At 65.6% G+C, this 22,106-nt stretch carries 19 protein-coding genes and 1 tRNA gene; 10 read left to right on the top strand and 10 right to left on the bottom strand.

Annotated features, from left to right (window positions below; translation table 11 throughout):
* Window positions 1-100 precede the first annotated feature (100 nt).
* Both CSW57_RS02790 and CSW57_RS02785 read left to right on the top strand, forming a co-directional pair.
* Window positions 101-2,569: a hypothetical protein gene (locus CSW57_RS02790; protein WP_099381346.1), complete on the top strand. Its 2,469-nt coding sequence runs from the start codon at window positions 101-103 to the stop codon at window positions 2,567-2,569.
* A 145-nt stretch (window positions 2,570-2,714) separates the two neighbouring features.
* Window positions 2,715-3,128 carry a thiol-disulfide oxidoreductase DCC family protein gene (locus CSW57_RS02785; RefSeq protein ID WP_099381999.1) on the top strand — a complete coding sequence of 138 codons (414 nt, stop codon included), beginning with the start codon at window positions 2,715-2,717 and terminating at the stop codon, window positions 3,126-3,128.
* A 15-nt stretch (window positions 3,129-3,143) separates the two neighbouring features.
* Here CSW57_RS02785 and CSW57_RS02780 read toward each other — a convergent pair whose 3' ends face one another.
* From CSW57_RS02780 to CSW57_RS02765, 4 genes are all read right to left on the bottom strand, one after another.
* A complete protein-coding gene (locus tag CSW57_RS02780) occupies window positions 3,144-4,940 on the bottom strand; it encodes a penicillin-binding transpeptidase domain-containing protein (protein WP_223249000.1) in 1,797 nt (598 codons plus the stop codon).
* Window positions 4,941-5,044: 104 nt separating this feature from the next.
* Window positions 5,045-5,917, bottom strand: a complete 873-nt coding sequence (locus tag CSW57_RS02775) for a serine hydrolase (protein ID WP_099381997.1) — start codon at window positions 5,915-5,917, stop codon at window positions 5,045-5,047.
* A gap of 35 nt (window positions 5,918-5,952) precedes the next feature.
* A complete protein-coding gene (locus tag CSW57_RS02770; protein WP_099381345.1) occupies window positions 5,953-6,822 on the bottom strand; it encodes a LysR family transcriptional regulator in 870 nt (289 codons plus the stop codon).
* Window position 6,823: 1 nt separating this feature from the next.
* Window positions 6,824-8,209 (bottom strand): cytochrome P450, encoded by a 1,386-nt coding sequence (locus tag CSW57_RS02765; protein ID WP_223248999.1) that lies wholly within the window; start codon window positions 8,207-8,209, stop codon window positions 6,824-6,826.
* 54 nt (window positions 8,210-8,263) lie between these two features.
* On the opposite strand from CSW57_RS02765, the gene CSW57_RS02760 reads away from it, so the two are divergent.
* On the top strand, window positions 8,264-8,926 hold the full coding sequence (locus CSW57_RS02760; RefSeq protein ID WP_189339115.1) for a TetR/AcrR family transcriptional regulator: 663 nt from the start codon (window positions 8,264-8,266) through the stop codon (window positions 8,924-8,926).
* A gap of 159 nt (window positions 8,927-9,085) precedes the next feature.
* Here CSW57_RS02760 and CSW57_RS02755 read toward each other — a convergent pair whose 3' ends face one another.
* Together CSW57_RS02755 and CSW57_RS02750 are read right to left on the bottom strand one after the other, a co-directional pair.
* Window positions 9,086-10,063: a serine hydrolase domain-containing protein gene (locus CSW57_RS02755; protein ID WP_223248998.1), complete on the bottom strand. Its 978-nt coding sequence runs from the start codon at window positions 10,061-10,063 to the stop codon at window positions 9,086-9,088.
* A 122-nt stretch (window positions 10,064-10,185) separates the two neighbouring features.
* On the bottom strand, window positions 10,186-10,788 hold the full coding sequence (locus CSW57_RS02750) for a helix-turn-helix domain-containing protein (protein WP_099381341.1): 603 nt from the start codon (window positions 10,786-10,788) through the stop codon (window positions 10,186-10,188).
* Window positions 10,789-10,905: 117 nt separating this feature from the next.
* Between CSW57_RS02750 and CSW57_RS02745 the strand changes: the two genes are divergently transcribed.
* On the top strand, window positions 10,906-11,568 hold the full coding sequence (locus CSW57_RS02745; protein WP_099381340.1) for a class I SAM-dependent methyltransferase: 663 nt from the start codon (window positions 10,906-10,908) through the stop codon (window positions 11,566-11,568).
* Between the two features lie 225 nt (window positions 11,569-11,793).
* Here CSW57_RS02745 and CSW57_RS02740 read toward each other — a convergent pair.
* Window positions 11,794-11,865: transfer RNA gene (locus CSW57_RS02740), tRNA-Thr, on the bottom strand.
* A 7-nt stretch (window positions 11,866-11,872) separates the two neighbouring features.
* Between CSW57_RS02740 and CSW57_RS02735 the strand changes: the two genes are divergently transcribed.
* The 5 genes from CSW57_RS02735 to CSW57_RS02720 all read left to right on the top strand — a co-directional run bounded on the left by CSW57_RS02735 (window position 11,873) and on the right by CSW57_RS02720 (window position 17,946).
* A complete protein-coding gene (locus tag CSW57_RS02735; protein ID WP_099381339.1) occupies window positions 11,873-13,390 on the top strand; it encodes a threonine/serine ThrE exporter family protein in 1,518 nt (505 codons plus the stop codon).
* 18 nt (window positions 13,391-13,408) lie between these two features.
* Window positions 13,409-13,576: a hypothetical protein gene (locus CSW57_RS24385; protein ID WP_189339114.1), complete on the top strand. Its 168-nt coding sequence runs from the start codon at window positions 13,409-13,411 to the stop codon at window positions 13,574-13,576.
* Window positions 13,577-13,579: 3 nt separating this feature from the next.
* Window positions 13,580-15,067, top strand: coding sequence for an alpha,alpha-trehalose-phosphate synthase (UDP-forming) (locus CSW57_RS02730; RefSeq protein ID WP_099381338.1), 1,488 nt, complete (start codon window positions 13,580-13,582; stop codon window positions 15,065-15,067).
* Window positions 15,068-15,140: 73 nt separating this feature from the next.
* On the top strand, window positions 15,141-17,699 hold the full coding sequence (otsB, locus tag CSW57_RS02725; RefSeq protein ID WP_099381337.1) for a trehalose-phosphatase: 2,559 nt from the start codon (window positions 15,141-15,143) through the stop codon (window positions 17,697-17,699).
* 43 nt (window positions 17,700-17,742) lie between these two features.
* Complete coding sequence (locus CSW57_RS02720; protein ID WP_099381336.1) at window positions 17,743-17,946, top strand: hypothetical protein; 204 nt, start codon at window positions 17,743-17,745, stop codon at window positions 17,944-17,946.
* A 7-nt stretch (window positions 17,947-17,953) separates the two neighbouring features.
* On the opposite strand, the gene CSW57_RS02715 is transcribed toward CSW57_RS02720, so the two are convergent.
* Together CSW57_RS02715 and CSW57_RS02710 are read right to left on the bottom strand one after the other, a co-directional pair.
* On the bottom strand, window positions 17,954-18,778 hold the full coding sequence (locus tag CSW57_RS02715; protein ID WP_099381335.1) for a transglutaminase-like domain-containing protein: 825 nt from the start codon (window positions 18,776-18,778) through the stop codon (window positions 17,954-17,956).
* 30 nt (window positions 18,779-18,808) lie between these two features.
* Window positions 18,809-19,894, bottom strand: coding sequence for an ROK family transcriptional regulator (locus CSW57_RS02710; RefSeq protein WP_099381996.1), 1,086 nt, complete (start codon window positions 19,892-19,894; stop codon window positions 18,809-18,811).
* Window positions 19,895-19,993: 99 nt separating this feature from the next.
* Here CSW57_RS02710 and CSW57_RS02705 point away from each other — a divergent pair, with 99 nt between their 5' ends.
* Entirely contained in the window at window positions 19,994-20,761 is a 768-nt protein-coding gene (locus CSW57_RS02705) for an SDR family NAD(P)-dependent oxidoreductase (RefSeq protein ID WP_099381334.1), read from the top strand.
* Window positions 20,762-20,773: 12 nt separating this feature from the next.
* Here the strand turns inward: CSW57_RS02705 and CSW57_RS02700 are convergent, their stop codons facing one another.
* Complete coding sequence (locus tag CSW57_RS02700; RefSeq protein ID WP_099381333.1) at window positions 20,774-22,081, bottom strand: L,D-transpeptidase; 1,308 nt, start codon at window positions 22,079-22,081, stop codon at window positions 20,774-20,776.
* Window positions 22,082-22,106: the final 25 nt, after the last annotated feature.

Here is a 22,106-nt window from a genome sequence, read left to right as displayed (position 1 = left end):
GCGAAGCGGGTGTGGCCGCAGCCATTCCCGCCTGTGCAAAAAGGGAGTCACCGAATTGTTTCCACGCCGCAGCAGCACAGCCCGGTTCAGAGCGGGCACGGTGTTGCTCGTCTCGGCCGTCACTGTCGCAACCCTCCTGGGCTCAGGGGTGGCGGGCGCGGAGGAGCCCACGTTTCCCTTCGACCTCCCCGGAGCCGGGTCGTCGGACAGCGGCTCGACAGACAGCGGCTCGACAGATCCGGAGAATCCCACACCCGACCCGAACACACCCGGTTCCACAGGTCCAGGTGGACTGCAACTCTTGTCCCCGAACGCCGGTGAACCAGTGCTCGGCGTCCCGATCGAAACGCTTTCGGACAACCCCTCGGCGTCCATCATCGTGGGCGGTGAGGGAATGCCGTTCGCGGCCGACCGGCAGAACCTACTCATCGCCGTCCTGGACGCCCGGACCCGTGCCCGACTCGAATCCGGAACGGCGCCCAACTTTGTCGGCGGCGTGCGACAGCTCGCTGCGATCGCCGACAGCTACAGGAATCGCAACGACACGATCATCATTGTCAGCGGCCACCGCGGCATCACCAATGCCAGTCGCGAGCCGGCTGTGGGCGACCTGCTCCGAGCCCTGGGAGCATCTCCGATCAGTGGCAATGACCTGAACCGAATGGAGGCGGGCGCACCTTTCTCGATCATCGGCAAGACCGGAGCTCCCGAGGGCACGGCATATACGCGCGTCGGCGTCGACGTGGGCGACCGCGCAGGCGCCAACATCACTGGCCTGCTCCGCTGGAGCGCCGCCGGACAGCGTTACGATTTCACCCCGCCTGCACCGCTGCCCTTCACAACGGGACAAGAAGCGACCGGCGGACCCACGGTGACCATGACGATCGGCGGCGCCAGCTACCCATCGACGCCGAGCGGCTCAGACGGCTTCGTCATCCGCGGCTTCGACAGCCAGACTCTCGAACCCGCATACAGCGCCACGGTGGTCACCAACAATGACGCCGGCAATCGTGACCTGAGCGCGAGACTCGTTGCAGCAGCAAATGAGGTCGATGCGGGTGGACGTCCGCTCCTTGTCGTCATCCAGAGTTTCGGCCGGCCCAAACCCACTGGTGCGTGGCACGATGGCGCCGACGCCATCGTTCGGCTCGGCGGGTCGAGGCTCAGCTTCCTCAGCCTCAACGGAACCAGCGACTACACCCTCGTCGGCGGAACCGCCGCCGGGTCATCTGTCGTGGAGAGGGGAGCAATTCTCGGGAAACCCGGTCCCGCAATGGGATTGATCGCCCGAAGTCACGACTCCTCCTTCCTGCCCTTGCAGTCCGGCCCGCTCGGTGGTGTGGATTTGCGACAGAACGCCATCATGTATCAGCCCTCATATCAGGGTGGCTCGGATCGAGCCCCGAACTTTCCGCCGATCAATGCCGCGGCCGAGGCTTACATCGGATCGAAGGCGAACGTACCCGGGTGCACATCGCCGACTGCGGCCACGTGCAACGTCCGCGAGAAGTACCGCACGAACTACAACGCGGCGTGGACATCGATCAAGCAGGACCTCGCGACCTCAGTCACGATGCCCACTGACGGGGCTTCCTACCCCTTCACAGCCGCAGAGTTCAACGCAGCGCTGACACAGCTTCGCACCGAAGTCACCTCGTTCGTTGCCGTCAAGACCTACTACGACAACTCGCAGAAGTCGATGGGGCTTGTCGGCACGGACGCAAAATTGAGCGTCACCCAGATCGGCGACGCCATCGTTCGCGAGGTATCACCGCCGGCTGGTAGCACCACGTTCGCTGACGGCGTCCAGCTGACGAACGTGATGATGAATGTCGTGGGGCTGGTCATACCGGAGCTGAAAACGGTGTGGGGCCCGATATCAACCCTTCTCGGACTCACCGCTTACACCAGCGCTGCCTCCGACAGGAACGCGATGTCGCTTGCCAACAAGACCAGGGTCCGAGTTGATCAACTCTCACGCCAGGTCAATGATTCGCTCACCGCCTCGACCTACGCGTTCACCACGGTTGCGTTGATCATGGCGTCCGACTACGGCAAACTCCAAGCAGCGAACGCCGAGATCTCAGCGGAACACTGGGTCGCGCCGACCGAACCCGGACAGCTGCTGAACGATCTGAAGACCGGACTGCGCACGTGGTTCACCACCACGCTCGTCCCGATCACATACCCCTGGTTGATTCGCGGAACACCGCCTCCCTTGGGTCCCGGGGACGTAAACGGGCTGAGTTGCGGTGAACCCGCGGGGTTCGGGCGCCTCATACAGCGACATCCTTGGACTCGCATGCCCAGGAACGCGCAGATGCGCGCGACTTGGAGTTTCGACGGCAACGGACCGATGCTGTGGAATATGTTCTTCACCCGGGAACGGCCGGAAGTCGACAACGACGATCAGTACAAAGACATCATCACACCGGGAATTGCCAACATGATGTTCGGAAATGGCGCCGACCAGCTGAATATCAATCTGTACGATTTCATGAGTCCCAGGCACTTCGGACCGATCATGCATCAGGCCAACGACGCTGCCCTCTTCTGCGACCTCTACTGACGCCGGGTGCTGAAGCCGGGAGTGTCGATCGGCGAGCGCGACGATCATGGCGCTGATGCGCGTCCAGCGAGCTGCCACCTCCGTCACCGGCGACGATTCAGTAGGGTCGACTCTGCCGGCCTGTGTCGTCTCGGAGGAGGGCTCGATGCCTGAGCAACCAGTGGTCCTGTACGACGGCGTCTGCGGATTCTGCAACCACGCCGTGCAGTTCCTCCTCCGCGTCGACCGTCGAGAGGAATTACGTTTTGCTGCCCTGGAGGGCGACTTCGCGCACGATGTCATCGAACGGCACCCGGAACTGGCAGGGATCGATTCGGTTGTCTACGTGGAGAACCCGGGCACGAAGCGCGAGCACGTGTCGGTGCGGTCAGACGCTGCACTACGTGTGATCACCCATGCCGACCGGCCATGGCGGTGGCTGAAGGTCGCCCGGGCGATCCCCCGCCCCGTGCGGGACCGGCTCTATGACGGCTTCGCGGCCATCCGATACCGCGTGTTCGGGAAGCTCGACACATGCCCGCTCCCCTCTCCGGAGGTACGCGCGAGATTCCTGGACTAGGACCGGTCGGTTCAATCACATGCCGGTCGCGGGTCTGAGAAATTCACCGGCGACCGCCACGGCCGGGGCAGAGCTGTTGCCACCGACCACCAGCGACGCAAAGGCGATGTCGCCGACGATCCCGGCGAACCACCCGTGAGAACGGGTGTTGTCGCCGTACTCCGCAGTACCGGTCTTACCCCCCAAGCCGTCGATGTCGCTGAGCTGGGAGGCGGTACCCGTCGACACGGTCTGGCGCATCATCGCCCGTAAGGCTTCGACAACCTCGGGATCCAGTGGCTCCGGCTCCACGCTGGCCGTCGTCGTTCGCCCGGAGATCAGGGTTGGAAGAACCATCGATCCATGTCCGAGACTTGCCTCGGCGACAGCCATGCCGAACGGCGAGGCGGTGACCTTGCCCTGACCGATGCCGTTCTCCACCCGCAGAGCCGCGCTGTCGGCACGTGGCACCGTGCCGGTGACCGTGGTGATTCCCGGGACCACGAAGTCCACGCCGATGCCGAACCGGGTGGCGGTCGCCGGGAGCGCATCAGCCCCGAGGCGGTTCGAGAGCCCCGCCATGGTGGTGTTGCAAGACCGGGCGAATGCAGTGGTCAGCGGCACCGTCCCGAGATCGAAGTCGTCTTCGTTCGGAATGGTCCGGCCTTCGATGGTGGCGCGTCCCGGGCACGGCAGCGGTGTCTGCGGTGTCACGATCCCCTCCGACAACGCTGCCGCGGTGGTCACCGTCTTGAATGTCGAACCCGGTGGATACAGTCCGCTGAGCGCAATCGCACCTTCCCGATCCGCCGCAGCGTTCTGTGCGACCGCGAGGATTCCTCCGGCGTTTGTCGAAATGGCCACCAGCGCAGTCGGTTCGGACCGGGTCGCCACAGCTCTTTGCGCGATCAGCTGAAGACGTCGATCAATGGACAACTGTAGCGGCTCGGTTGCTCGGGGTGGCACCGCCGTGAGCTGATCGATCGCGTTGCCCTCGGCATCCACCAACGACACCGACCACCCGGCGCGTTCGGTGATCACGTCGTTCCAGGTCCGTTCGATGTCGCCCAGAACCGGTGACCGCAAGGCGCGATCGGTGGTCAACAACTTTCCCTGGTCCACGATCGTGACGCCCTCGATTGATTCGAGCTGCGCACGAACGGCGTCGACGTCATCTTCCCTGAGCGTGACGACGGTGACGGCATCGCCCTGCTGCTGTTCCGCGGCCGTTCGAATCGACATCTCCGTGATAGACGCATCGAACCGGCGCAGCGTCCTCGCCAACGCGGTGGATGCTGCGTCAACGGCGTCGCGTCGCACGGAGACCACTCCGACCGTCTGCCAGTCGAGGAGCGCCGCTCCACCGCGGTCCACCACCGGTGTCATCAGATCTTTGTCGTCCGAATATCGGAATGTCGAACCGGGAAGCAAGTTGTCGTGCAGCAGCGTCGGATCCCAGACCATCTTTCGGTCGCCATCGGATTCGACTGTTCTGCCGCGCGTCTCGTACCGGAGATCCTTGCCCGGCCCGAAATTCCATGCCATGGTCAGGCGACCGTCGCTCCCATCGGACTCCACGTCGTTCGCGGTGACCACCACCTTGGCCCCATCGCCGAGACCCTCGAACATGTCGTTGATCGCCGTGGTTGCCGCGGCAGGATCGGTGGTCAGTTCGGCGGCGTCTCCGACGTGCCGCCCGCTGAGGGCTGAGGCGAAATCGCCAAAAGTGTCTTCGGGGTCGTCACTCAGCCATGAACAGCTCGAACCGACAAGAGCAAACAGGATCAACGGGATGATACGACGCAAGTAGGGCGACCGGTGTTTTTCGTCCACGCTCCGACTCAAGCAGGCGGGCCGCGGCCCGGCAATGTCGCATCGCCTCCGCAGCCGATAGCGATTCGCTATCGGGCGTGGCAGAGCCCGTGACGATCACCGTGTCAGAGGGGGCTTCGCACTGCTGTCACCGCGATTCGCGCAGCTCGCCCGACGGCTGCCTCCACCGTCGGCAGTGACAGTTCGGCTCTGGCTGCCAGCGTGAAGACGGCAACCGCGATCGGGTGTTCGCCGGGATATTCGACAACAGCGATCTCGTTGCGGATGGCGCCGAGTGTGCCGGTCTTACCCGCGATGGTTGCCACGCCCAATGGGAACCCCGACGAAAGACGTTGTTGCCAGGCCTGTTTACGCATCGTTGACCGAACGAATTCGCTCATCTGTGCCGATACCGCCTGATCGGTCCAGATGAGTTGCAACAGACGTGTGGCGTCGCGGGGCGTCGTCGCGCTGGCAAGCGCCGGGTCGTAGGCCGTGACGGTCATCGTCCGGTCTGCGTCGGCAAGCACCGAGAACGCCTCCACCACAGTGTTGGTGCCCGTTTCCCGGACCAATTGTTGTTGCAGTTCTGCCATGCCCCCGACCACTCTGGTCTCGGTCAGGCCGAGCGCATCGAGTTTCTCCTGCACCCGCGGTAGCCCCACCCGGTCGAGGATCACGTCGGCTGCCGCGTTGTCAGAAATCACCATCATCTGTACGGCCAGATCACGCCAGCTCAATGTCACCGGGTCGTGCAAGGTCGCGATACCCGTGGGCCCCACCGCCCAATCCGCCGGGTCTACCACCACCGTCGCAGTCAGGTCGATCTGCCCGATTTCGGCCAGGTCACACAGAGCAAGAAGGAGCGGCAGCTTGTAGACCGATGCCATCACGACGGGATCATCTGCCGCCCAGCCGAATTCCCGTTCGACCGCCCGACCGATCGTCCTGGCATGTACCCATCCGGCACATCCGGCATCAGCGAAGACCTCGGCCATCTGCCTCGACGCGTCCGCATCCTGAGCCGGCCCGCTCACCGCGCGAGCTTCCAGAGAGCTGATTCGATTGCGTCGACCGCGGGCTGGGCAGTGCCCGGGTGGCGAACTGTACGCAGGCGCAACGCCACGTCGTCCGGAATCATCGCCACGCGCTTGACGCCGCGGACCTGTGAGGTACCCGTTGCCAGAGCGAAGGCCTCCCCACAGGCGACAGCTGCCACCAGTTCACCTGCCGAATGCGTGGGCAGCACAACCGGATCGAGACCGCGCACGTGCAGCGTGTCGATCAGCAGGTCGAAGGCCGGTGGGTTGGTGGCCCGCGGCGCGTGGGCACAGGCCAGCCCGTCGAGCATTCGCACAGTCGGTTTCTTTGCCTTGGCCACCGGGTGATCCGCAGGCACCAGAAAGGAGCGGGGTATCCGGGCGGCCGGTCCCGCATCAAGACCTTCGACCACGGACGGGTGTTCCACCACTGCGCAATCGAGGAGACCGGCGCGGACATCCTTGACGAGGTCGATGATGGACGCGGTGGTCATCCGGAAGTGATGGTCGGGGCGCAGGCGGCTGAGGGAGACAGCGCATGCGGCCGCGATCGCAGGGTCGAGGTCGCTCGGCAACCCACATCTCAGGACATCGTGGTGCCCCCGAAGTCGACGGGCCTCGCCGACAAACCGTTCGGCGTCATCAACCAGGACACGTGCCCGCGGCAGCAGATCCCGGCCCGCGCTGGTCAGCTCGGCGCCCTGGGTGCTCCGGCGGATCAGTTCCACCCCGAGTTCCTTCTCCAGGCGACGCAGGCCCTGCGACACAGGAGGCTGGGTCATCTGCAGGCGCGCGGCAGCGTGCCCGAAATGACCCTCCTCGGCGACGGCGACAAAGAACCTGAGATGCCTGACAAGATCCACGTCACCACTGTGACAGCTGTGGAACGCGTACAGCAGGGGTCGGGGTCAGGCGCAACCCCCGTGGAATCGACGTCAGCCGTTCGGAGGTCTGCAGTCGATAGCCGGGCTCGGCGGCCAGATCGTATTGCCGCGTAAGACTGGCCAGCGTCAAAACGGCTTCGTGGATTGCGAATTGGCGGCCGATACACGCGCGCAGACCGGTTCCGAACGGCTTGTAGAGATGGGCGGGGCGGGCACGGACGCGGTCGGGCAGAAATCTGTCCGGGTCGAAGAGGTCAGGATTTGGCCCCCAGGCCGGGTCTCGATGCAGGCCTCCTACCAGGACGAGGAACCAGTCGCCGGCCGCCACCTGGTACCCCGTGCACAATGTCGTGGCCTGACGGGCCTGACGAAAATACCCGGGAACGGTCGGATGCAGACGAAGAGTTTCATCGAGTACCCGTCGGACGTATCGCAGTTTGGTGATCTGCTCGAATGTCGGACGGTCGGCATCACCCCACACCCGATCAACCTCCTCACGGATCGAAGCCACCACATCGGGCCGCCCTGAGAGATGATGCAGAGCAAAAGACATTGCGCCCGCGGTGGTTTCGTGGCCAGCGATGAGAAACGTGATCAGCTGGTGGCGGATATTCTCCTCGTTCAGCACCGGATTGCCATCCGGACCCGGCGCCAGCATCAGGGCCAGCAGATCGCTGGTCTCGGCGGACGATCGCCGCCGTTCGGCCACGATGGTGTCGACGATGTCTTTCATGTGGTCGCCGTGCCGCCTTACTCGCCTTTCAGCCAGGGTCGCGGTCCATTTCGGCAACCAGGAGCGTCGCAGGAACGCCTCAATCGAGCTGCCCTGCAGGGCTCCCACCATGTGCCGCACGAAGGGGTGTGTCCCGGTCGACTGAAGACTGTCGAAACTGTGACCGGCCGCCGACCGGCTGATGGTCTCGAGCGCGACCCTGGTCATGTCCGCGGAGACGTCGACAGGCTTGCCGATCCTGCGGTCCCATTTCGCGACCAGTTCGGCAACCACATCGACCATCACCGGGTGATAGTTGCGCATCGAGTTCTGACTGAACGCAGGAATCAAGAGCTGATGCGCCGCTGCCCACTCGGGGTCTTCATTGGTGGCGGTGAAGAGCCCGTTACCGGCAGCGGGTACGAGCCCCTCGAGTTCAGGCCCGAGGTGTTTGGCGAATCGCTTCTCGTCGTTGATCTCGGCAACCACCTCGGCGCCGACGGCCAGCACATACCGTGCGCCCAATGTGGTGGTCTCGAACAACGGCCCGACTTTCGGCGCAATGTCGACCAGCGCCTGCATCGGTGCCCGCGCGCTCATCCCGATGATGTCCCCGAAGACAGGTACCCGCCTCGGCGGATGCGGCAAGTTCACAAACGCCCCCTAGTAGATGAATGTCTACTAACAGACTGAGCTACTATTCAACACGTGTCAACTAAAGCCGGAGACGCGCCGAGACGTCGGCTGACGCCAGAGGTCCGCCGAGACGAGATCGTCCGCGTCGGCGCCCGCCTGTTCGGTGCCAACGCATACAACTCGGTGCGCATGGAGGCCGTCGCGGAAGCCGCGGGCGTTTCCAGAGCGCTGATGTATAGATACTTCCCCGACAAGCGGGCTTTGTTTGTCGCCGTGGTCACTTCGCTGTCGGACGAGATGCTCGCACGAACTGCGGAGTCCATCGATCCCGATGCCGGCGCGTTCGCTCAGTTACGCACCGGCGTCCTCGGGTATCTCGAACAGTACGAAAAACACCCCCACGCGGCCGAAGCGATCGTGTTGGGCGTCGGCAGCACCGATCCACAGCTGATCCGCCGCGACCGTCATGACAACGAGCGCCTGAGTGAACTGGTGGTCGGTCGCGTATGCGCAATGCTCGACATCGATCGCTCGGACAAGGCCGTCCAACTGTTGCCGTCCGTCACCCATGCTTGGCTGGCATTCACCAACGAGATGATCCGTCAGTGGTTGATCGATCCAAACCTCGGGCGTGATGAGGTGGCCGATCACTGCGCGCATGCCCTTCTCGATGTATGCGGGCGCATACCAGGGCTGCCCGACCACGCGCTCACACTTCTCACCGACCGGTCCTGAGCCGCACGCAACTCTCCAAGAGCCTCCGAAGGAATGCTCGACGCGCAGCGCTCGAAGGGCGGCCGACGGTCGAGAGGGCGGCGGAAGACGTTCTGGCAGCCGGCTACCCGAGGGACCTCCACCGCCTATCAAGAACTGGCGGATCTGGTCCGACCGACGTCAAGAAGGTTCGGTGAGTTCCCGGAGCAAGGCGAACCCGTGCTTGTCCACCGACACCGCAGTTGCGGACAAGATCACCAGGCCTGTCCCGGCGGCACGGTCCACCCCGATCCAGCTTGCGAATCCCCCCGTTGCTCCGTTGTGCCAGCTGATCTTTCGGCCCTTCACGTCAAGGGTCATCCAGCCGGCACCGATGCGCGCAGGACCCATCAGCTTGGCAACCGGGTCGAGAGCTGCCATGCCCGGGGAAGATTCGTCGAGCAGAGCGCAGACGAGGCGACCCATGTCCGCGATGGACGCACGGACGCCGCCCGCGGGTGCGATGGCCTCCCCCGTCCAGGGCTGCTGAATCCGGCCGAACCGGCTTCGGCCGACCACGGTGTCCGGGGTCAATTCTGCCGGTGTGTATGGGGCATAGGTGTTCTCGAGTCCGAGCGGTCGCGCCAGGCGATCGCTCAACAACGTCCGGAAACTCTGGCCGGCGGCCTGGGCCAGCGCATGCCCGAGTAGCTGAAAACCGAGATTGGAGTACCTCGTCTTGGGCGACCTCAGCTTGGTGTTGCGTACCTGCGCGAGGAGTTCCTCGAGGGTCTCACCGTACGGCGAGGCACCGTGCGTCCACATCTGCACGGTGCGACGGAGCGGGTTCATGCCCGCGGGCAGCCGCGGCAGTCCAGATCGGTGTGTACTCAGCGATCCGAGTGTGATCGCACCGATCTCCTTGTCCGGCAACGGAAGCAGCGTTCCCAACGTTGTCTCGGGTGTCACTTCTCCGCGCGAGCATGCATCTGCGTACAGCAGTCCGGTGAGCGCTTTGGAGATCGAGCCTATCTCCAGGTCGGCTGTGGTGGTGGCCCCGGTGGTCGCCAGTGACAGCCCGCGGGGACCGATCGAAGCCACCGCCACGATCGGATGACGCCCACCCAGACGCCGGCGAATGTTCGAACCCAGCGCGGCGTCGCCATCCATTGCGGTCATATGCGCCTTCGGTTTCCTGTCACAGGGCGACCCTAGTCAACCTCTGCGCGCGGGAGTGAAAGACGGTTGACGCGGGGCACCAGCTGGGTCGGCGACGGGATCACAGCGCACACAGGGGCTGTTCACGCCCGGTCGGTTACCTGGCGTCTGGGTGCAGCACGCACGTGCGCGCGTTCCCCCTGTTTGCCGACCAGGCTGAGGAACTCCACCGGGCCGGAGCTCGTCGCACCGAACCAATGCGGGGTGCGGGTGTCGAACTCGGCAGCCTCTCCGGGCTCGAGGATGAGGTCGTGCTCGCCGAGCACCAGCCGGAGTCGTCCGTTGAGAACAAAGGCCCAGTCGTAACCCTCATGGCTCCGCAGCTCCGGTTCGACCTCGTCGCGTCCGGCAGGCAAGACGAACTTGTACGCCTGGATGCCCCCTGGCCGACGGGTCAGCGGAACCACGGTGGAACCGTCGCCAATGGGGATCGGACGCATGTTGACTCGCGGGTCTCCGGTCGGTGGCGCGTCGACGAGCTCATCCAACGTGACCCCGTACGCCCGAGCCAGCGGCAACAGCTGTTCCAGTGTCGGTCGCCGCAGGCCGGCCTCGAGTCTGGACAGAGTGCTCGCCGAGATGCCCGTCTCTCCGGCCAGATCGATCAGGGTGAGGTCGCGGTGCTGCCGAAGCTGTTTGAGCCGCGGCCCCACGGCATCGAGAGTGCGGTCGATCGAAGCGTTCATCTCCTGCACTTTGCCATTCGGCAATGAACCTTGCCATCGCGACCGACGCCAACGCACCATCAAGCGATCCCCGGTGCCACTGCGCAGCCGGCACCGGCAACCCGAGAAAAGAGCACAATGACGCACTCGTTCGACAAGAAGTACTGGGATGAGATCTGGCAAGGCGACCGCGCCACGGCGATGGCGGCCGGCGCGCCCAACCCACACCTGTTACACGAGGTGGCGGGCCTGGCGGCCGGGACCGCTCTCGACGCGGGATGCGGCGGCGGGACCGAGGCAGTGTGGCTGGCAACGCAAGGCTGGCAGGTGACAGGTGCGGACATCGCCGCCGAGGCCCTGGCTCGAGCCGCCGACAAGGCGGCGCAGGCGGGGGTTGCCGATCAGATGCGATGGGTCGAGGCCGACCTGTCCACCTGGGAACCCGAAGCCCGCTACGACCTGGTCACCACGCACTACGCACACCCCGCGATACCGCAGCTGGACTTCTATCGCCGCATCGCCGATTGGGTGGCTCCCGCCGGCACGCTGTTCATCGTCGGTCACCTCCACCACGACCACAACGGCACAACCGCCTCGGGGGGTGCCGACCACGGCCATCACGACGGAGAGAATCAACCGCCGGAGTCGGCGTCGGTGTGCGCAGCCGACATCACCGCACAGCTCGACCCGACCGAGTGGGAGATCTCGACGGCCCGCGAGACACACCGATCGGTGACCGGACCCGACGGGCGAGATGTTCAGCTCCACGATGTGGTGGTCGCAGCGGTTCGCCGGAGCTGAGGCAAGCACCGCGACGCCTCGACATCCGGCGTAGGCCCAGCCGAGCAGCCGAAACGCACGTTCCATGAGAAACGTTCTCTGGCGGAACATATTTCGGGTGACCCGGACCACTCTCGTCCACATCGTCGGACCAGGAGATCCCGCGACTTTGGTGGTCCTCAGGTGGTCGCCCTACCCTGTCTCCGGGAGGTTGATCCGCCCCCGTCGGGGCACCCGGATCGTCGGAGCCCCCTGTCAGGATTGAACTGACGACCGCTCGCTTACAAGGCGAGTGCTCTACCACTGAGCTAAGGAGGCAAACTGCGTGCGCGAGTATATCGCGACTCTTGCGGGCCGCCTCGTCGGGAACCACCGAGCGACGATCGACACCATCGAACCGTTCGAACCGGCGGTGTCCCCACGTCGGCCGATCGACCTCACCGACGACGGCGCCGTCACCGAAGTCCTCGATCTGGCGATCAAGGTCGGTGCGGTGCTGCTCGACTCCGGAACCGGTGCGATCGACACCCAGACACAGGTGCGGTTCGTCGCGAGCATGTACGGAGTCGAGAACTGCGAAGTGGACGTCACGTACAACACCATCTGGGTCAGTGCCCGGCGCGGCGCATCGATGCCGCCCGTGACCGCGATGAGAACGGTGCACTACCGGTCACTCGACTTCACCCGGCTGGCGGCGGTCGACCGCCTGGTCCGCAAGATCCGCAGTCGCGCGATCGACCCCGGCGAAGCGCACGAGGTCATCGACTCGATCATCGCCGCGCCGCACCCGTACCGTCGCTGGATAGCAACTCTGGCGTGGTCATCGATGGCAGCGTCGCTGTCGGTGCTGCTGGGAGGTGGCTGGCTCGTCGCCTTGGTCGCCTTCATCACCACCGCTGTGATCGACCGGACCAATCGACTGCTCAACAAGATCGGCACACCGCTGTTCTTCCAGCAGGTCACCGGCGGCTTCATCGCGGTGATCCCCGCCGCGCTCGTGTTCCAGTACCAGGACACCCTTGGCGTCGACATCGCTCCCTCGCAGGTCATCGCGGCCGGCGTCATCGTGCTGCTGTCCGGTCTGTCCCTCGTCGGTTCGGTGCAGGACGCCATCACCGGCGCGCCCATCACCGGCGCCGCCCGGTTCTTCGAACTGATGATCATGACCGGCGGCATCATCAGCGGTGTCGGTATCGCGATCCGCGCCCTCGAAGGCACGGGCATCTATCTGCCGACCATCACCACCTCCACGTCGTTCGACCTGGCCACCACACCGACGCGCGTCGTCGCAGGCGGTCTGGCCGCGGCCGCATTCGCGCTCGCCAGTTACGCCGAGCGCCGCGCACTCTCCACCGCCTTCTTCGGTGGTGCCCTCGGTGCCGCGGTGGTCGCGGCAGCCGAACACTTCAGCATCGGTTCGGTGATCTCCGCCGGATTCGCCGCAGCCCTGGTCGGGCTGGTCGGTGGTCTGCTGGCCCGCCGAGCGGTGACCCCGCCGCTTGTGGTCGCGGTCGCAGGCATCACACCGCTGCTCCCAGGTCTGGCGATCTACCGCGGCCTCTACGGAATCCTGGGCGACCAGACCGTCGACGGCTTCACGGCCTTGGCAGCCGCGGTGGGTACGGGCGTGAGCCTGGCGGCCGGTGTGACCCTCGGCGAGTTCATCGCACGCACCCTGCGACGGCCTCGTATCCCGACCAAACCGACACGGGTTCTGTTGACCGCCCGCTCGGCCATTCGGCCCGGTCGTCTGACCGAAGAACCAGACGCCGATCCCGACGCCGCCACCGAGCCGATGCACCAGATCCAGGCGCGCCCCGGCGTGACCGAACATCAAAACTGAACAGGTATTATGGTCGCCATGCCTGCCAAGACCAGCGATAAGACTGACCTCGCAGACGAGGATCTGGAGCCCGTCGCCGACGAGACCGCCAACTCCGCGCGGCGAGTCGTCGCGGCATACGCCACCGACGCCGACGAATGCCGGATGTTGCTGGCAATGCTCGGAATCGCGCCGGGCGAAGCCTGATTCGTGACTCCGCAGCGATCGAATGAGTCCGATACCCGTGCCGATTTCGTCGTAGTCGCGAATCGCCTGCCGGTAGACAAAGAGACGCTCGCGGATGGCACCGTGCGCTGGAAGCGCAGTCCGGGTGGACTGGTCACCGCCCTGGAGCCGATCCTGCGGTCGCAGACAGGCGCGTGGGTCGGGTGGTCGGGTGTGGCCGACGCCGCGGAACACCCCGAGGTCGAAGGGCTCCAGCTCTACGCCGTATCACTGAGCGCGCAGGAGATCGCCGACTACTACGAGGGTTTCTCCAACGCCACCCTCTGGCCGCTGTACCACGACGTCATCGTCAAACCCGAGTACAACCGCACGTGGTGGAACAGCTACGTCGCCATCAACCGCAGGTTCGCCGAGGCAGCGTCCGAGGCCGCCGCCGAGGGTGCGTTGGTCTGGATCCAGGACTACCAGTTGCAACTGGTGCCGAAAATGCTGCGCATGCTGCGTCCCGATCTCCGGATCGGATTCTTCCTGCACATCCCGTTCCCGCCGGTGGAACTGTTCATGCAGATGCCGTGGCGCACCGAGATCATCGAGGGTCTGCTCGGCGCCGACCTGATCGGCTTCCACCTTCCCGGCGGCGCGCAGAACTTCTTGTACCTCGCCCGGCGGCTGGCCGGACAGGCGACATCCAAAGGACAGGTCGGCGTCCGATCCAAGTTCGGTGTGGTCCAGGTCGGCTTCCGTACGGTCCGGGTGGGTGCATTCCCCATCTCGATCGACTCCGGCGAACTCGACAGCCAGGCCAAGACCAAAGAGATCCGCAAACGCGCCGTCGAGATCCGTGAGGAGCTGGGCAGCCCGAAGAAGGTGCTGCTCGGTGTCGACCGCCTCGACTACACCAAAGGCATCGACGTCCGACTGCAGGCGCTGTCCGAACTGTTCGAAGAAGGCCGGGTCGACCCCAATGAGGTCACCATGTTGCAGCTGGCGACGCCCAGCCGCGAGCGGGTCGACAGCTACATCAAGATGCGCGGCGAGATCGAGCAGTTGGTGGGCAACATCAACGGCACCTACGGACGTGTCGGACACCCGGTCATCCAGTACTTGCACCAGCCGGTCCCCCGCGAAGACCTGATCGCCTTCTTCGTGGCCGCCGACGTCATGTTGATCACGCCGCTGCGCGACGGCATGAACCTGGTCGCCAAGGAGTACGTCGCCTGCCGCAGCGACCTCGGTGGGGCTCTGGTCCTCAGTGAGTTCACCGGCGCGGCAGCCGAATTGCGTCAGGCGTTCCAGGCCAACCCGTACGACACCGAAGGTGTCAAGAACGCGATCGTCGCCGCCCTCGAGCAAGACCCGGACGAGGGTCGACGTCGGATGCGGGCGCTGCGCCGCCAGGTGCTCGCGCATGACGTGCAGCGGTGGGCCGAGAGTTTCCTCGGCGCACTCGGCGCCGACCCCGAGACCATGTCGAGCGGCGACCGCCGCATCGATCTGGTCGAAGAAGTGTGACGAACGCAGCAATTATCGGTCCAGGGTAGGACGGATTGGACGCCACAGGGGTCGGCGGTCTTAGACTCGCTGAGTGAGTGCACAAGACCTCGACCCGGAATTGCGTCGCGCCCTCAAAACCATCGCACGTATGCCCCGGCTGCTGGTCGCCTCGGACTACGACGGCTGCATGGCCCCGATCGTCTCCAGACCCGAGGACGCCCGCCCCAACACCGACTCGGTGCGCGCCATGCGTGCGCTCGCCGAACTCGACAGCACCACTGCAGCCGTGATCTCCGGCCGCGCCCTCCGCGATCTGGCGACCCTGTCCCGGCTGCCCGCCGAGGTGCACCTGGTCGGTAGTCACGGCAGCGAGTTCGACATCGGCTTCGTGCACGAGATCACCCCGGCCGCCCACGAACTGCTCGACACCCTCGTCGTTGAATTCCGTGCGATCGCGGCCGACTACGAGGGCGTCACGGTGGAGGCCAAGCCGGCCAGTACCGCTCTGCATGTGCGCAACGCCTCCAAAACCGACGCCGACGCCGCCCTGCATCGCGCCCGCACGGGGCCGGCCACCTGGGACGGGGTCCAGGTCACCGAGGGCAAGTCGGTCATCGAACTGGCTGTGATCATCACCGACAAGGGCCAGGCGCTCGACATCCTGCGTCACGAGGCCGGGGCCAGCGCTGCGATCTTCTTCGGTGACGACGTCACCGACGAGAAGGCGTTCCTGCGACTGCACGGACCCGACCTGGGGGTCAAGGTCGGAGAGGGCGACTCGCTGGCCGCCTACCGCGTGGACGACACCGAGCAGGTCGCCACCGCGTTGGCCTTCCTGGTCGAGGAACGACGCACCTGGCTCCGCGGCGGCAACGCCGTCCCCATCGAACGCCTCACCATGCTCGCGTCGCCGCGCACCGTCGCCCTCGTCACGCCCGACGCCAAAATCTGCTGGATGTGCCACCCCGAACCCGACTCCGCCGCACTGTTCGGCAGCCTTTTGGGCACCGACGAAGCCGGCGAGTTCGCGGTCGGTCCGCCCATCGAGCCGGGCAAGGCAGCACCCTTGCCGCTCAGCCAGCGCTACATCGACAGCACCATGACGGTCCGCACCCGATGGGCCGGGCTCGAGGTCACCGACTATCTGCCCCACGATGTCCCGGTCGGCCGCACCGACCTCACCCGGGTCATCCGCGGCGATGTCCCCGTCCATGTTCGTTTCGCGCCCCGGCCCGAGTTCGGACAGGCGGCCGTGCGCATCGAGGCGTCCGACGAGGGGCTGCGGGTGCTCGGCTCCAACGAACCACTCGTCCTCCGGTCGCCGGGAGTCACCTGGGAGATCGAGAGCGAGCGGCATCATCAGACGGCCACCGCGGTGATCGATCCATCCGGCGGCGAGATCGTCCTCGAATTGCGTTGCGGCACGGAAGATCTCGATGCCCATCCGCTGCCCGAAGCCGAGCGTCGTGCCGCGGCCGAGAGTTACTGGAGCGACTGGGCCAAAACCCTGGACCTGCCCAACGTCAAACGCGACCTGATGAAGCGTTCGGCGCTCACCCTGCGTGGGTTGGTGCACGCCGACACCGGCTCGATCATGGCGGCGGCCACCACGTCATTGCCCGAGGAGATCGGCGGAGTCCGCAACTGGGACTACCGCTACTGCTGGCTGCGTGATGCCGCATTGACCGCGTCCGCGCTGGTCTCGGTCGGTTCGTACACCGAGGCCGAGGACTACCTCGGCTGGCTGCACCAGGTGCTCGGGACGGTCACCGGCCCCGAGTGGCTCCACCCGCTCTACACACTGGCCGGCACCGGCCTTCCCCCCGAGGCCGTGATCGACTCCCTGCCCGGATACGCGGGATCGCGTCCCGTCCGCGTCGGCAACGCCGCCAACCAGCAGGTGCAGCTCGATGTGTTCGGCCCGATCGTCGATTTGATCTCGACCCTGTCGCACGCACGCCAGGCGGCCGGTGATCCGAAACCCCTCAGGGACGAGGACTGGGATCTGGTGCGCGACATGGTCTATGCCGTCGAACGCCGGTGGACCGAACCGGACCACGGCATCTGGGAGATCCGCGGCAATCCGCGACACCACGTCTATTCCAAGGTGATGTGCTGGATGACCGTGGACCGGGCTCTCAAGCTCGGCGACGAGTTCGGCCGTCAGGTGCAACTCGGATGGTCCGTCCTGCGTGACACCATTGCGCGCCAGGTATTGCGCGAAGGCTGGAACGACACCGCGCGCTCGTACACCGCAGCCTATGACGGCATCGATCTCGACGCCGCCACACTGCACATCGGGCTGTCGGGGCTGATCGATCCGTCCGATCCGCGATTCACCGCGACGGTGAACGCGACGGAGGCCGAACTTCGCAGCGGCTCAACGGTGTACCGGTACCACCACGACGACGGCCTGCCCGGCGGCGAGGGCGGCTTCCACCTGTGTGCCGCCTGGCTGATCGAGTCCTACCTGCTGATAGACCGTCGCAACGATGCCGAGGCCCTGTTCGATCAGATGGTCAAGGCCGCCGGTCCGACGGGATTGCTGTCCGAAGAGTACGACCCGGTCGCGGAACGGTCCCTCGGAAATCATCCGCAGGCCTACAGCCACATCGGGTTACTTCGTTGCGCGAGGTTGCTGGGGGTCTGACAAGCGCCGGTGTCGGGCGTCGGCGGCGCCAAGTCGGTTCCAAGTGATCACCAAGCACCGCCGCGCACTGTTGTCGCATGAGCTACGCACCGCGGCACACCAGACGATTCCCACTGGCTTGTCCGGCGTCGGCGCCGGCACCGGAAAACCCGGGGTCGGCGGCACCGCCCGTCGGCCACCTCACCCGATGCACCTCACCGTCGTGGCGGTCGTACGTCAGACCGCGCTCCCGATGATCGACGCATAGGCAGCGATCAGCGCAATTGAACCTGCTCGGCATGGTCGTCGAGGGGAAGATCGCCCGAGACGACCGCGCTGACCTGGTAGCTGTTCAGCACGACGTCTCCCCCGTGGTTGTCGAGGAATGCGGTGTCGGCGGCGTCGCGACCGGTGGCGATGCGCACCAGTGATTGCCGGGGCGCCAGTCCGGTGGCGTCCACCACCACCCAACGATCGTCGATGAGCGCCTCGGCCACCGCGTGAAAGTCCATCGGCGACAGGCCCGGTGCGTACACCGCGACCAACCGGGCCGGAATCCCCAAGGCGCGCAACAGTGCGACCACGAGATGCGCGAAGTCGCGACACACACCCGCCCCCGACATCAGGGTGTCGGCAGCGCCGTCGATCGGGTCGCTGGCGCCGAAGATGTACGAAATGCGTTGTCGCACGAAGTCGGTCACCGCTACCAGCTGATCAGACGGAGAGGCGGTGGTGTCGAACTGCCCGGCCGCGAAGCCGAAGAACTTGTCCGCCTCCGCATAGCGACTGGGCCGCAGGTACAGCGATGGGTCGAAGCGGCCGACCCCCGCGGGATCTGCCTGCCCATCGACGCGGGCGCGGTACTGGACGTAGAGATTGCCCGGCTCGGCATGGATCCAGTGAATCCGGTTCCCGCTGTCGCTGATGATCTCGTCGGGGACGATGGTGTTGCCGTTCAGTGTGATCGACAACTCGTCGGAGAAGTCCAGCCCGGGCATCCGGGCGACCGCGACCTGTAGCTCTATCTCGGTGGCGGCGTTCACGGCGACATCGAGGTACATCGATACATCGCGCTGGGCTTGGGGATCAAGGTCGGCCATGTGCGGTGGAGGGTCCTTCCGGGAGTCGCGTCATACCCTCGCGTCCTGCAAGGCTCCGATGGGATCAGCGTAGATCGCACCGAGCGACACCACCATCGCGGCACCCTCCTGCACACGCGCACCGAACCGCGGCGGCGACAACTCCATCGGCGGCAACGTGCTCGCGGCGTCGAAAGCGGCCTGCACCGGCGCCAGCCCGTGCGGGTGTTCGGCGAACACCTGGCCCGCGAGAACCACCCGGTCGGGGTTGATGAGGTCTCGCACCAGCGCGACCGCTTCGCCCAACACCCGTGCGCGCTCATCGAGGACATCGTTCACGTTCGCCCCTGCGGCGACAGCCTGGTCGAAGACCTTGCGACCCACCACATCCTGCAATTTCGCGTCGGCAGAACCCGACAGTAGCGGCGCCATGACCGGGAGATGCGCGATGTTGCCAGGCCGCCGCTGCACCCGGCCGTCGATCGTGGTGGCCAGTCCCACCGTCTCACGCACGTAGAACAGCAGGTCCACGCCCGAACTGTCGCCTGACCCGGCCAGGAGCAACTCGGCCGCGGCCATGGCCTGCACGTGAGGGCTGACCGACACCGGGAGACCCAGCTCGTCGGAGAGCACCTGCCCCACCGGGGCCCGTCTCCATCCGAGCTGCGCATGGTCGACGCTGCCATCGTCATAGACCTCACCGCCGACGGCAGCACCGGCCCAGAGCGGAACCCGGTGGGTGAACGACGCCGCCTCCAGCGCAGCCCGTCTGGCGATCAACGCGAGGGCCGGCCCGACGGGCCCGCTGGGTGTCGACATCGCGGCGGTCTGCAGCAGTCGGCCACCGAGGTCGGCGACCACCAAGAGGGTGGACCGGGCACCGATGTGAATGGCGATCACACAGAACCGATCTCGGTCGATGGTCAGCGGGATCTTCGGTCGGCCGATGGCCCCGGCCGCGATCAGATCCGGTCGTTCGCGTACCAGTCCGAGCCGCTCGAGCGCCTGCAGCTGCCGGTTGACGGTGGCTGCCGAAAGCCCGGTCGCCGAGGGCAGACGGTCACGCGTCACCGGGCCCTGGGTGCGCACCGCACGCAGGACCACCGCCGCCGCGCCGTCGCCGCGCTCGAACGACACGGTCCGCGTGGTTCGGGATCGGGTGTTCACAGTCGACTACCGCGTCCTGGTCCCATGCTGGAGAAATCTACCGGGCACCACAGCTTTAGACTGTCGGCCATGACAATTGCAGGCAGCCCAGAGTCCAAACCTGGCGAACGCAAGGTCGCCGTAGTAACCGGTGCCAGTTCAGGCATCGGGGAGGCAACCGCCAGAGTTCTTGCCGCTCAGGGCTATCACGTGGTCGTCGGCGCCCGCAGGGTGGACCGCATCGATGCCCTCGCCGCCGAGATCGGCGGAACCGCCATCGCCCTCGACGTCACCGACGACACGTCCGTCCAGGAGTTCTGTGACCAGGTGCCCGCGGTGGAGATTCTGGTGAACAACGCCGGTGGGGCCAAGGGGCTCGCCACCGTAGCCGACGCGGACCTCGACGACTGGCGGTGGATGTGGGAGACCAACGTGCTGGGCACCCTGCGGATCACCAAGGCGTTGCTGCCCAAGCTGATCGAATCGGGCGACGGACTCATCGTGACCATCACGTCCATCGCAGCGATCGAGGCCTACGACAACGGCGCCGGATACACCTCGGCCAAGCACGCCCAGGCCCTCCTGCATCGAACGCTTCGCCCGGAGCTGCTGGGTAAACCGGTTCGGCTGACCGAGATCCAGCCCGGCATGGTCGAGACCGAGTTCTCACTGGTCCGATTCGGCGGCGACCAGGCCAAGGCCGACTCCGTCTACGAGGGGCTGACACCGCTGACCGCCCACGACGTCGCCGAGGTGGTCGGTTTCGTGGCGAGCCGGCCCCCGCACGTCAATCTCGACACGATCCTGCTCAAACCGCGGGATCAGGCATCCGCACGCCGGAACATCAAGACCGGATAGGTCTTTCTCCGATCAGCCGGCGGGGGGTGTGCCGGTGTTCTGCGGGGTCGGCGGGATGCCGGAGACGTCGGGGGCGTCGGTGGGTGTGGCCGGGGCGTTCTTGACCTCGGGATCCCCGCCAAGCGCCGACATCGACTTCCAGGTCTGCCAGTCGTAGATCCAGTCGTAGATGTCACCGTCGGCCTCGGACAACGGGATTCGGGTGTTGGTGACCTCCACCGGGTCTCCGTACATCGCGGTGTTGAAGTACTGCTCGGCGTTCGCCAGCGACAGATTGATGCACCCGTTGGTGACGTTGGACGAACCCTGCACTCCGACGGTGTCGGGGTTGGCGTGGATGAACTCACCGTTGTTCGAGATCCGTACGGCAAACCGTTCGCGGACGTTGAAATATCCCGCCGCCGGGTTGCTCATGTAGAAGTCTTCGTGCTTCTCGCTGACCACATGGATGCCCGATCGAGTCACGTTGCGGTCGAGGTCGCCCTCGCCGTAGCTGCAAGGCAGCGTCATCAAGGTGTTGCCGTCGTTCTGGACGACGATCTGATGCGAGTCGGCGTCCGCGAGCACCACCTGATTGCGCCCGATCACGAAGTCACTGGTTACGTCGGCCTCGCCGTAGTAGCCGTCACCGTGGTCGAGGCCGTAGAGCTTTCCAACCATCGAGACCTTGGTGCCTGGCTGGTAGTAGTCCTTGGTGCGCCAATGCACCCGCGACCCACCGTCTTCGCCGAGCCAGCCCCAGCTGCCCTCGGTCTCGGGTGTCGTGGTGACTTTCAGCGCCTGCTCGACCGCTTTCTTGTCGGTCACGACCTCATCGAACTTGATGATGAGAGGCGCAGCGACACCCACTTCCTGGCCGTCGGCGATGTTGATGACCACGCCGATCTGGTTCTGCGGGGTGACGGTGGTGAAGGTGCCGGCCACGGGAACCGTCTGGCGGTCGTTGCCGGTTGCCGAGCCCGCCCACGTGTACTGGCCGCCGTAGCCGAGGGGCTCGGAGATGGAGAACGTCGTGCGGTCCTCGGACATGGTGCCCGCCACCACACGCCCGTTTGCGTTGGTGAGCTGGACGTCGGGGTTCAGCACGCCGTCTTTCACGGTTACCGAGATCTCGCCGACCGGGGAGGCGTCCGTGGAGTCGAGGGCGGGGCTGTACGACACCTCGGCGACAGGCTCTGCGGGGCCCTTCTCGCCGGAGGCAGAGCTGCCAGATTTGTCATCGGCCGAGCAGGCTGCGGCGGTCACGCCGGCGACGCCGACGGCGAGTGCGGTGAGAGCCGAGCGCCTGGTGAGCAGCATGCGGTCACGGGGTTCGGTCATGCGACAGACAATACCTGCAGGCAAC

Origin of the sequence: Williamsia muralis (assembly GCF_002735905.1) — a bacterium.
Lineage (GTDB): Bacteria > Actinomycetota > Actinomycetes > Mycobacteriales > Mycobacteriaceae > Williamsia > Williamsia muralis_A.
Note: the sequence above shows the minus strand (reverse complement) of the source record. Positions and strands in the feature narration are given on the sequence as shown.